General features: G+C 69.5%; 10 protein-coding genes and 1 rRNA gene (1 of these 11 cut by a window edge). 8 read left to right on the forward strand and 3 right to left on the reverse strand.

Annotated elements, in window-relative coordinates; all coding sequences use genetic code 11:
* Positions 1–103 precede the first annotated feature (103 nt).
* Entirely contained in the window at positions 104–403 is a 300-nt protein-coding gene (locus CNQ36_RS28720; RefSeq protein WP_004924728.1) for a DUF397 domain-containing protein, read from the reverse strand.
* A 267-nt stretch (positions 404–670) separates the two neighbouring features.
* Here CNQ36_RS28720 and rpsO point away from each other — a divergent pair, with 267 nt between their 5' ends.
* From rpsO to CNQ36_RS28745, 5 genes are all read left to right on the forward strand, one after another.
* Entirely contained in the window at positions 671–958 is a 288-nt protein-coding gene (gene rpsO / locus CNQ36_RS28725) for a 30S ribosomal protein S15 (RefSeq protein ID WP_004924725.1), read from the forward strand.
* A gap of 289 nt (positions 959–1,247) precedes the next feature.
* Entirely contained in the window at positions 1,248–3,491 is a 2,244-nt protein-coding gene (locus CNQ36_RS28730) for a polyribonucleotide nucleotidyltransferase (protein WP_004924723.1), read from the forward strand.
* Complete coding sequence (locus CNQ36_RS28735) at positions 3,488–4,867, forward strand: M16 family metallopeptidase (protein ID WP_121548111.1); 1,380 nt, start codon at positions 3,488–3,490, stop codon at positions 4,865–4,867. Before CNQ36_RS28730 ends, CNQ36_RS28735 begins: the two co-directional genes overlap by 4 nt.
* A 26-nt stretch (positions 4,868–4,893) precedes the next feature.
* Positions 4,894–5,646: a 4-hydroxy-tetrahydrodipicolinate reductase gene (gene dapB, locus CNQ36_RS28740; protein ID WP_004924719.1), complete on the forward strand. Its 753-nt coding sequence runs from the start codon at positions 4,894–4,896 to the stop codon at positions 5,644–5,646.
* A gap of 14 nt (positions 5,647–5,660) precedes the next feature.
* Complete coding sequence (locus CNQ36_RS28745; protein WP_121548112.1) at positions 5,661–6,104, forward strand: tetratricopeptide repeat protein; 444 nt, start codon at positions 5,661–5,663, stop codon at positions 6,102–6,104.
* A 34-nt stretch (positions 6,105–6,138) separates the two neighbouring features.
* Here the strand turns inward: CNQ36_RS28745 and CNQ36_RS28750 are convergent, their stop codons facing one another.
* Both CNQ36_RS28750 and CNQ36_RS28755 read right to left on the reverse strand, forming a co-directional pair.
* Positions 6,139–6,696, reverse strand: coding sequence for a hypothetical protein (locus CNQ36_RS28750; protein WP_004924716.1), 558 nt, complete (start codon positions 6,694–6,696; stop codon positions 6,139–6,141).
* 109 nt (positions 6,697–6,805) lie between these two features.
* Positions 6,806–7,045, reverse strand: a complete 240-nt coding sequence (locus tag CNQ36_RS28755) for a hypothetical protein (protein ID WP_040906039.1) — start codon at positions 7,043–7,045, stop codon at positions 6,806–6,808.
* A 359-nt stretch (positions 7,046–7,404) separates the two neighbouring features.
* Here CNQ36_RS28755 and dapA point away from each other — a divergent pair, with 359 nt between their 5' ends.
* From dapA to CNQ36_RS28775, 3 genes are all read left to right on the forward strand, one after another.
* On the forward strand, positions 7,405–8,307 hold the full coding sequence (dapA, locus tag CNQ36_RS28760; RefSeq protein ID WP_121548113.1) for a 4-hydroxy-tetrahydrodipicolinate synthase: 903 nt from the start codon (positions 7,405–7,407) through the stop codon (positions 8,305–8,307).
* Positions 8,308–8,460: 153 nt separating this feature from the next.
* On the forward strand, positions 8,461–10,146 hold the full coding sequence (locus CNQ36_RS28765) for a ribonuclease J (protein ID WP_121548114.1): 1,686 nt from the start codon (positions 8,461–8,463) through the stop codon (positions 10,144–10,146).
* A gap of 502 nt (positions 10,147–10,648) precedes the next feature.
* A 16S ribosomal RNA gene (locus tag CNQ36_RS28775) occupies positions 10,649–10,755 on the forward strand (it continues 1,419 nt past the right edge of the window).

Raw genomic sequence — 10,755 nt, forward strand, 5'->3', positions numbered from 1 at the left:
CCATCACACGCGGGACACCGTCAACCCGCCCCGCCCGTACGCCCGTTGGCGCACACACCAACGGGCGGCACGCACACGTGCCGCCCGTTGCCGTATCTCCACATCACGGGGAGGCCGCGGCGGGCCCTCCGTCGCCGGGCGCCGGCTCCAGGTCGAATTCGCCGTCTCGCGCGCCCAGCACGAAGGCCCGCCACTCCGCCTCCGTGTACCGCAGCACCGTGCCCGGGTCGAGGGACGACCGCATCGCCACGGCGCCGTCGGGCAGGTACGCGATCTCGACCCGCTCCTCGTGCTCCTCGGTGCCGGGTGCGCCGTGCCACTCCACGCCGGAGATGTCGAGGGCGTAGAGCTCGTTCTTCTCCCGCTCCTTGCGTGCCTTGATCTCGTCAGCCGTCTCCGCCATGCCCCAGCGACCCCTTCCCCACGTACGAACGGTCCGAGCGCTCACCCTAGTGGCCCGGCGCCTCCGCCCCGGCCGGTTCCCGGACCGGGGGAAAAGGGGCCGCTACGGGCTGGTACCCTGTGTGACGGACGTTTGTGTACGCGCCCCCGGAGCGAGATCTCGCCCTGGAGGCCGCGCCCAGCGGATCCCCGCCTTCCGAGTCAAGGAAGCTCCCCCGAGACGTAGACCGGGGGCACTCGGTGGCCACTCACAGTATGAGGAGTACGCGTGTCGCTCGACGCCGCAGTGAAGAAGCAGATCATCTCCGAGTTCGGTACCAAGGAGGGTGACACCGGCTCCCCCGAGGTCCAGGTCGCTCTGCTGTCCCGTCGGATCTCCGACCTGACGGAGCACCTGAAGACCCACAAGCACGACCACCACTCCCGTCGTGGTCTGCTGATCCTGGTCGGTCAGCGCCGCCGGCTGCTGCAGTACCTCGCCAAGAAGGACATCCAGCGCTTCCGTGCGCTGGTCGACCGCCTCGGCATCCGCCGCGGTGCGGCGGGCGCCAAGTAAGACGCCGTGAGGGGAGCGGTTCCCGGGAAAACGGGACCGCTCCCTTTGCTGTACGTGCGGACTGTCACCACACCTTTGTAGTGTGGTAGCACAACGCAATAGGTACGAACGACGCACGAGGAGAAGCGCACCTCGCCGCCGCCGGTCCTCGGTAGTGGCCCCCGGGAGAGACAGCCCCGGGAGCTTCGATCGAAGACCGGCCCGCACCAGTGGAGCGCTTCTCCGTCCCCGTCCCCCCGCCACACGGGCGAGGAGGGACGAAAGACGACAAGTAACGGAGAATTCGCTAGTGGAGAACGAGACCCACTACGCCGAAGCCGTCATCGACAACGGCTCCTTCGGCACCCGCACCATCCGCTTCGAGACGGGCCGCCTGGCCCGCCAGGCCGCCGGCTCCGCCGTGGCCTACCTGGACGACGACACCATGGTGCTGTCGGCCACCAGCGCCTCGAAGAACCCCAAGGACCAGCTCGACTTCTTCCCCCTCACGGTGGACGTCGAGGAGCGGATGTACGCGGCCGGCAAGATCCCCGGCTCCTTCTTCCGCCGGGAAGGCCGGCCCTCCGAGGACGCGATCCTCACCTGCCGCCTCATCGACCGCCCGCTGCGCCCGTCCTTCAAGAAGGGCCTGCGCAACGAGATCCAGGTCGTCGCCACGATCATGGCGCTCAACCCCGACCACCTGTACGACGTCGTGGCGATCAACGCCGCCTCCGCGTCCACGCAGCTGGCCGGCCTGCCCTTCTCCGGCCCGATCGGCGGCGTCCGCGTCGCGCTGATCAACGGCCAGTGGGTGGCGTTCCCGACGCACACCGAGCTCGAGGACGCCGTCTTCGACATGGTCGTCGCGGGCCGCGTCCTGGAGGACGGCGACGTCGCGATCATGATGGTCGAGGCCGAGGCCACCGAGAAGACCGTCAAGCTGGTCGAGGGCGGCGCCGAGGCGCCGACCGAGGAGGTCGTCGCCGCCGGTCTCGAGGCCGCGAAGCCCTTCATCAAGGTGCTCTGCCGCGCCCAGGCCGACCTCGCCGCCAAGGCCGCCAAGCCCACCGGCGAGTTCCCGATCTTCCTGGACTACCAGGACGACGTCCTCGAGGCGCTGGCCGGCGCCGTCAAGCCGGAGCTCGCCTCCGCGCTGACCATCGCCGGCAAGCAGGAGCGCGAGGCCGAGCTGGACCGCGTCAAGGCCCTCGCCGCCGAGAAGCTCCTGCCGGAGTTCGAGGGCCGCGAGAAGGAGATCTCCGCCGCGTACCGCTCGCTGACCAAGTCCCTGGTCCGTGAGCGCGTCATCAAGGAGAAGAAGCGCATCGACGGCCGCGGTGTCACCGACATCCGCACCCTGGCCGCCGAGGTCGAGGCCATCCCGCGGGTGCACGGCTCCGCGCTGTTCGAGCGTGGCGAGACCCAGATCCTGGGCGTCACCACCCTCAACATGCTCCGCATGGAGCAGCAGCTGGACACCCTCTCCCCGGTGACCCGCAAGCGCTACATGCACAACTACAACTTCCCGCCCTACTCCGTCGGCGAGACCGGCCGCGTGGGCTCCCCCAAGCGCCGCGAGATCGGCCACGGCGCCCTCGCCGAGCGCGCCATCGTGCCGGTGCTGCCGACGCGCGAGGAGTTCCCCTACGCGATCCGTCAGGTGTCCGAGGCCCTCGGCTCCAACGGCTCGACGTCCATGGGCTCGGTCTGCGCCTCCACCATGTCGCTGCTGAACGCCGGTGTGCCGCTCAAGGCCCCGGTCGCCGGTATCGCCATGGGTCTGATCTCCCAGGAGATCAACGGCGAGACGCACTACGTCGCCCTCACCGACATCCTCGGTGCGGAGGACGCCTTCGGCGACATGGACTTCAAGGTCGCCGGCACCAAGGAGTTCGTCACCGCCCTCCAGCTCGACACCAAGCTGGACGGCATCCCGGCCTCCGTCCTGGCCGCCGCCCTCAAGCAGGCCCGTGACGCCCGCCTCCACATCCTCGACGTGATGATGGAAGCGATCGACACGCCGGACGAGATGTCCCCGAACGCGCCGCGGATCATCACCGTGAAGATCCCGGTCGACAAGATCGGTGAGGTCATCGGCCCCAAGGGCAAGATGATCAACCAGATCCAGGAGGACACCGGCGCCGAGATCACCATCGAGGACGACGGCACCATCTACATCGGTGCCGCCGACGGCCCGGCCGCCGAGGCCGCTCGCACCACGATCAACGGCATCGCCAACCCGACGATGCCCGAGGTCGGCGAGCGCTACCTGGGCACGGTCGTGAAGACGACCACCTTCGGCGCGTTCGTCTCCCTGCTGCCCGGCAAGGACGGTCTGCTGCACATCTCGCAGATCCGCAAGCTGGCCGGCGGCAAGCGCGTGGAGAACGTCGAGGACGTCCTCGGCGTGGGCCACAAGGTCCAGGTCGAGATCGCCGAGATCGACTCCCGCGGCAAGCTCTCCCTGATCCCCGTGATCGAGGGCGAAGAGGGCGACGACGCCGCATCCGCCGGCGGCTCCGCCGCGGGGAAGGACGACACCGCCAAGTGACGTCTCGTAGCGCCAAGGCGACGGCCCGCCCCTCCTCGGAGGGGCGGGCCGTCGCCCGTACCCAAACCCTGATCAAGGGCGAGAACGGCATCGGCACGGTCCGCAAGACCACCCTCCCCGGCGGCCTGCGCATCGTCACCGAGACGCTGCCCTCGGTCCGCTCGGCGACCTTCGGCATCTGGGCCCACGTCGGCTCCCGCGACGAGACCCCGGCCCTGGGCGGCGCCACGCACTACCTGGAGCACCTGCTCTTCAAGGGCACCTCCCGCCGGTCCGCCCTGGACATCTCCTCCGCCCTCGACGCCGTCGGCGGCGAGATGAACGCGTTCACGGCCAAGGAGTACACGTGCTACTACGCGCGCGTGCTCGACACCGACCTGCCGCTCGCCATCGACGTGGTGTGCGACATGCTCACCGGCTCCGTGATCCGTGAGGAGGACGTCGACGTCGAACGCGGCGCCATCCTCGAAGAGATCGCGATGACCGAGGACGACCCGGGCGACTGCGTGCACGACCTGTTCGCGCACACCATGTTCGGCGACAACCCCCTCGGCCGCCCCGTCCTCGGCACCGTCGACACCGTCAACGCCCTCACCGCCGACCGCATCCGCCGCTTCTACAAGAAGCACTACGACCCGACCCACCTCGTGGTCGCCTGCGCCGGCAACATCGACCACAACAAGGTCGTACGCCAGGTCCGCGCCGCCTTCGAGAAGGCCGGCGCCTTCAAGAACCTCGGCGTCGAGCCGGTCGCCCCGCGCGGCGGCCGGCGCGCGCTGCGCACCGCCGGCCGGGTCGAGCTCGTCGGGCGCAGGACGGAGCAGGCGCACGTCATCCTCGGCACGCCGGGCCTGTCCCGCACCGACGAGCGGCGCTGGGCCCTCGGCGTGCTGAACACCGCCCTCGGCGGCGGCATGTCGTCCCGGCTCTTCCAGGAGGTCCGGGAGAAGCGCGGACTGGCCTACAGCGTGTACTCGTACACCTCCGGCTTCGCCGACTGCGGCCTGTTCGGCGTGTACGCGGGCTGCAGGCCCTCCCAGGTGCACGACGTGCTGAAGATCTGCCGCGACGAACTCGACCAGGTCGCCGAGCACGGACTGCCCGACGACGAGATCGAGCGCGCCATCGGCCAGCTGAGGGGTTCCACCGTCCTCGGCCTGGAGGACACCGGCGCGCTGATGAACCGTATCGGCAAGAGCGAGCTGTGCTGGGGCGAGCAGATGTCGGTCGACGACATGCTGACCCGGATAGCCTCGGTCACCCCGGACGACGTCCGCTCGGTCGCCCGCGACGTCCTGGGACGGCGGCCCTCCCTGTCGGTCATCGGCCCGATCAAGGACAAGCAGGCGGCCCGGCTCCACGACGCCGTCGCCTGACCCCTCCCGGTAAGGAAACAAGGAACATGAGCAAGCTGCGCGTGGCGGTCCTCGGCGCCAAGGGCCGGATCGGTTCCGAGGCGGTACGGGCGGTCGAGGCCGCCGACGACATGGAGCTGGTGGCCGCCCTCGGCCGGGGCGACAAGCTGGAGACCCTCGCCGAGAACGGCGCCCAGGTCGCCGTGGAGCTGACCACCCCCGCCTCGGTCATGGGCAACCTCGACTTCTGCGTGCGCCACGGCATCCACGCGGTGGTCGGCACCACGGGCTGGACCGAGGACCGCCTCGCGCAGCTGACGGGCTGGCTCGACCAGTTCCCGGAGACGGGCGTGCTGATCGCCCCGAACTTCTCCATCGGCGCCGTGCTCACCATGAAGTTCGCGCAGATCGCCGCCCCGTACTTCGAGTCCGTAGAGGTCGTCGAACTGCACCACCCGAACAAGGTGGACGCCCCCAGCGGCACCGCCACGCGCACCGCCCAGCTCATCGCGGAGGCCCGCCGCAGGGCCGGCAGCGCACCCGCCCCGGACGCCACCACCACCGCCCTCGACGGCGCCCGCGGCGCCGATGTCGACGGCGTCCCGGTGCACGCCGTCCGGCTGCGCGGACTCCTCGCCCACCAGGAGGTGCTCCTCGGGGCCGAGGGCGAGACCCTCACCGTCCGCCACGACTCCCTGCACCACAGCAGCTTCATGCCGGGCATCCTGCTCGGCGCCCGCCGCGTGGTGACCACTCCCGGCCTGACCTTCGGCCTGGAACACTTCCTCGACCTGAACTGAGCCGGACCGACCCCATGCGCGCGAAGATCTCCTACGCCCTCACGGCCGCCGTCCTGGTCGTCTACTTCGTCCTGGTCGGCAGCCGCGGCGTGCTGCTCATCGAGGCCGGCACGCCCCTCACCGTCACCTTCGGTGTCGCGGTGCTGATCCTGCCGGTCATCGGTGTGTGGTTCCTCTGGAAGAACACCGAGTTCGTCCGCAGCGCCAACCGGCTGGCCGCCCTGCTCGACGCCGAGGGGGGCCTCCCCGTCGACGAGCTGAAGCGCCTGCCCAGCGGCCGGATCGACCGGGACTCCGCCGACGAGGTCTTCGCCCGCCGCAGGGCCGAGACGGAGGACGCCCCCGACGACTGGCGCAGCTGGTTCCGGCTCGCCGTCGCCTACCACGACGCCCGCGACACCCCGCGGGCCCGCAAGGCGATGCAGCGGGCGATCGCCCTGCACAGGACCGCTCAGTGAGCACGCGGCGGCCCTGCCGGGCGTGACGGCACGCTCAGTGGCGCCCGTACTCCTCGGCCCAGACCTCCACCGAGTCGGCCGCGCGGTCGAAGGCCGCCGGGTCCCGGTGCAGGAAGTCCGCGTTGTGCGAGGTCAGCAGCGGCTGCTGGGCGCCCGCCGAGCGTCCCTGCCGGACCAGCAGCAGCGCCTGCCCCTGCACGGTCCGGGGCAGCCCCAGCCAGCGCACCGGCTGCTGCGCCGTGCGCACGGAGGCGATCTGCTCCCAGGAGGTCGTCCGCGTGGTCAGGAAAGTCACGTGCCGCAGTCCCCGGGCGCTCACCCACACGCCCATGCGCAGCAGCCGCAGCGCGCCCGCGACGACGACCAGCGCGATGGCGAAGACCGTTCCGGCGGATGACAGCGTTGCCGTCGCCGCGATGATCACCGCGGCGAACAGCACGAACGCGGCGAGCAGCAGCAGGAGCGCCGCCACCCCGACCCGCCAGGGACCCGGCCGGTACGGGCGCCGCCAGCGGTCCCGGTCGTCGTACGGCAGGGCGGCATCGTCCGCCGTGTCGAAAGCGCGGTCGGCCGTCAGGAAGGGCAGGGGCACGACGGGTCCTCACTCGATCCATGCGTGGTCAGTGCCCGGTGAGGCTATCGATCCGTGCCCCCTGTCACCACCCTCGGGGGCCCGGATGGCCCCGCGCCCCCGGGGCGGCTCAGCGCCCCTCGGTCGCCTGCGACTGCTGTGTCCCCGGCGCCGAGGAATCGGCGGACAACGCCGGCATCCCGATGACCAAGGCGCCCACCAGGCCCCCGGCGAGGGTGAGCCCCAGCAGCCAGCGCCCGGCCATCTGGCCGGCGGAGGCGCGCTCACGGGGCGGTGGGGCGACATTGCTGCGGAACCTGTCGGCCTCGGCGACAAAGGCGAACGGCACGGGTTCGCTCCGTCCGGACATCAGAGGTACGTCTCCCCTCGGGATCGAACGAGTCACTGTCACCAGTACAGACGAACGAGTGGCCCGGAAGGTGCCCCCTTTCACCGCGTTCGCAGAAGTTCGCAGCCGTATGTGACCGGACGCCACCGAACGTCCCCCCGTCCAGCGGCAGGCGCAGGTCGCGGCCGCACGGACGCGTGTGCGGATCAGTCGGGCGCGGTGTCCGTATTGCGGCATTTCGTGAAGTTCATCTAGCCTGATCGAACGGGTCCGGTACTGCCTGAACCCCCGAGCAGGCAGTGCCGGGCTCGCCGTCCGTCACACCCCGTCGCCTCCCCCAAGGGAAGACCCCGGCCTGAGCAACGAGTAGCGTGTAACCCATGGCTCCGACCTCCACTCCGCAGACCCCCTTCGGGCGGGTCCTCACCGCCATGGTCACGCCCTTCACGGCGGACGGCGCACTCGACCTCGACGGCGCACGGCGGCTCGCCACCCACCTGGTGGACGCAGGCAACGACGGCCTGATCCTCAACGGCACCACCGGCGAGTCCCCCACCACCACCGACGCGGAGAAAGCGGACCTCGTACGGGCCATCGTGGAGGCCGTCGGCGACCGCGCCCACGTCGTGGCCGGAGTCGGCACCAACGACACCCGCCACAGCATCGAACTGGCCCGCGCCGCGGAGCGCGCCGGAGCGCACGGCCTCCTGGTCGTCACCCCGTACTACAACAAGCCCCCGCAGGAGGGCCTCTACCGGCACTTCACGGCCGTCGCCGACGCCGCCGGACTGCCGGTCATGCTCTACGACATCCCCGGCCGCAGCGGCGTCCCGATCAGCACCGAGACGATCGTCCGCCTCGCCGAGCACCCGCGGATCGTCGCGAACAAGGACGCCAAGGGCGACCTCGGCCGGGCCGGCTGGGCCATCGCGCGCTCCGGCCTCGCCTGGTACTCCGGCGACGACATGCTGAACCTGCCGCTGCTCTCGATCGGAGCGGTCGGCTTCGTCTCGGTCGTCGGCCACCTCGTCACCCCCGAGCTGCGCGCCCTGGTCGAGGCGTACACCTCCGGCGACGTCCAGAAGGCCACCGAGATCCACCAGAAGCTGCTCCCCGTGTACACGGGCATGTTCCGCACCCAGGGCGTGATGACCGCCAAGGCGGCGCTCTCCCTCCTGGGACTGCCCGCCGGCCCGCTGCGCGCCCCCATGGCCGAGTGCACGCCGGAAGAGATCGAGCAGCTCAAGATCGATCTTGCTGCCGGCGGGGTACAACTCCAGTAACCAGACTTCGCGCGTTCGATCGCGCAGACGTACTTCACAACTGAATACGCGGGCCACCGGTGCCCGCACCCCACTACGACAACTGCTTCTGCACGAACGTCATGCGCGCCACGTGCCCCACCGGTACGTGGCGTGTGTGGTGAGGAGAGTCTTTTGAGTCATCCGCATCCTGAACTCCGTCCGCCCTCCCGGCTTCCCAAGGGCGGCCTGCGCGTCACTCCGCTCGGCGGTCTCGGCGAGATCGGCCGCAACATGACGGTCTTCGAGTACGGGGGCCGCCTGCTGATCGTCGACTGCGGCGTGCTCTTCCCCGAGGCGGAGCAGCCCGGAATCGACCTGATCCTGCCGGACTTCACGTCCATCCGGGACCGTCTCGACGACATCGAGGGCATCGTCCTCACCCACGGCCACGAGGACCACATCGGCGGCGTCCCCTTCCTCCTCCGCGAGAAGCCGGACATCCCGCTGATCGGCTCCAAGCTGACCCTCGCCCTCATCGAGGCGAAGCTCCAGGAGCACCGCATCCGTCCGTACACCCTCGAGGTGGCGGAAGGACAGCGCGAGCGCGTCGGACCCTTCGACTGCGAGTTCATCGCCGTCAACCACTCGATCCCCGACGCCCTCGCCGTGGCCATCCGCACCCCGGCCGGCATGGTCGTCCACACCGGCGACTTCAAGATGGACCAGCTCCCGCTGGACAACCGCCTCACGGACCTGCACGCGTTCGCCAGGCTCAGCGAGGAAGGCATCGACCTTCTGCTGTCCGACTCCACGAACGCCGAGGTCCCGGGCTTCGTCCCGCCCGAGCGCGACATCTCCAACGTGCTGCGCCAGGTCTTCGCCGGTGCCCGCAAGCGGATCATCGTGGCCAGCTTCGCCAGCCACGTCCACCGCATCCAGCAGATCCTGGACGCGGCGCACGAGTACGGCCGCCGGGTCGCCTTCGTCGGCCGCTCCATGGTCCGCAACATGGGCATCGCCCGCGACCTCGGCTACCTCAAGGTCCCGCCGGGGCTGGTCGTGGACGTCAAGACCCTCGACGACCTGCCGGACAGCGAGGTCGTCCTGGTCTGCACGGGCTCCCAGGGCGAACCGATGGCCGCCCTGTCCCGGATGGCCAACCGCGACCACCAGATCCGCATCGTCGACGGCGACACCGTGATCCTGGCGTCCTCGCTGATCCCCGGCAACGAGAACGCGGTCTACCGCGTGATCAACGGCCTGACCCGCTGGGGAGCCAACGTCGTCCACAAGGGCAACGCCAAGGTCCACGTCTCGGGCCACGCCTCGGCCGGCGAGCTGCTGTACTTCTACAACATCTGCCGCCCGAAGAACCTGATGCCGGTGCACGGCGAGTGGCGCCATCTGCGCGCCAACGCCGAACTGGGCGCCCTGACCGGCGTCCCGCACGACCGCATCGTCATCGCCGAGGACGGCGTGGTCGTCGACCTCATCGAGGGCAAGGCCAAGATCTCCGGCAAGGTCCAGGCTGGATACGTCTACGTCGACGGCCTCTCCGTCGGTGACGTCGGCGAGCCGGCCCTGAAGGACCGCAAGATCCTCGGCGACGAGGGCATCATCTCGGTCTTCGTGGTCATCGACTCGTCCACCGGCAAGATCACGGGCGGTCCCCATGTCCAGGCCCGCGGCTCCGGTATCGAGGACTCCGCCTTCGGCGAGGTGATCCCGAAGATCACGGAGACGCTGGAGCGCTCGGCCCAGGACGGCGTCGTCGAACCCCACCAGATGCAGCAGCTCGTCCGCCGCACCCTGGGCAAGTGGGTCTCCGACACCTACCGTCGCCGGCCGATGATCCTTCCCGTGGTGGTGGAGGTCTGACGGTCCGACGGCCCGTCAGCCACGGGTGAACTGGGAGCGGGGCGCCTCGATTTGCATCGAGGCGCCCCGCTCCAGTACGTTTGCAACTCCTCCCGACCGGGCACCCGACCACCTCGTGCGTCGGAACCGTCGCTCGGAGGGGGAGGAAAAACCGACTGAGAATCTCTGATAAAGTCGGAACCGCCGGAAAGGGAAACGCGAAAGCGGGAACCTGGAAAGCACCGAGGAAATCGGGTCGAGAAAAGATCTGATAGAGTCGGAAACGCAAGACCGAAGGGAAGCGCCCGGAGGAAAGCCCGAGAGGGTGAGTACAAAGGAAGCGTCCGTTCCTTGAGAACTCAACAGCGTGCCAAAAGTCAACGCCAGATATGTTGATACCCCGTCCATCCGGTTCGGATGGTCGAGGTTCCTTTGAAAAAACACAGCGAGGACGCTGTGAACCGCCGGACTATTCCTCCGGTGGTTCCGCTCTCGTGTGCGTGCACCGGATTACCGGTAAACATTCACGGAGAGTTTGATCCTGGCTCAGGACGAACGCTGGCGGCGTGCTTAACACATGCAAGTCGAACGATGAACCACTTCGGTGGGGATTAGTGGCGAACGGGTGAG

The sequence above is a fragment of the Streptomyces fungicidicus genome (assembly GCF_003665435.1).
GTDB classification, from domain to species: Bacteria; Actinomycetota; Actinomycetes; order Streptomycetales; family Streptomycetaceae; genus Streptomyces; species Streptomyces fungicidicus.

Coding starts and splice junctions, on each gene's coding strand:
- dapB (WP_004924719.1), top strand. CDS start 4,894: ATGAGCAAGCTGCGCGTGGCGGTCCTCGGCGCCAAGGGCCGGATCGGT.
- CNQ36_RS28755 (WP_040906039.1), bottom strand. CDS start 7,045: ATGTCCGGACGGAGCGAACCCGTGCCGTTCGCCTTTGTCGCCGAGGCC.
- CNQ36_RS28745 (WP_121548112.1), top strand. CDS start 5,661: ATGCGCGCGAAGATCTCCTACGCCCTCACGGCCGCCGTCCTGGTCGTC.
- CNQ36_RS28720 (WP_004924728.1), bottom strand. CDS start 403: ATGGCGGAGACGGCTGACGAGATCAAGGCACGCAAGGAGCGGGAGAAG.
- dapA (WP_121548113.1), top strand. CDS start 7,405: ATGGCTCCGACCTCCACTCCGCAGACCCCCTTCGGGCGGGTCCTCACC.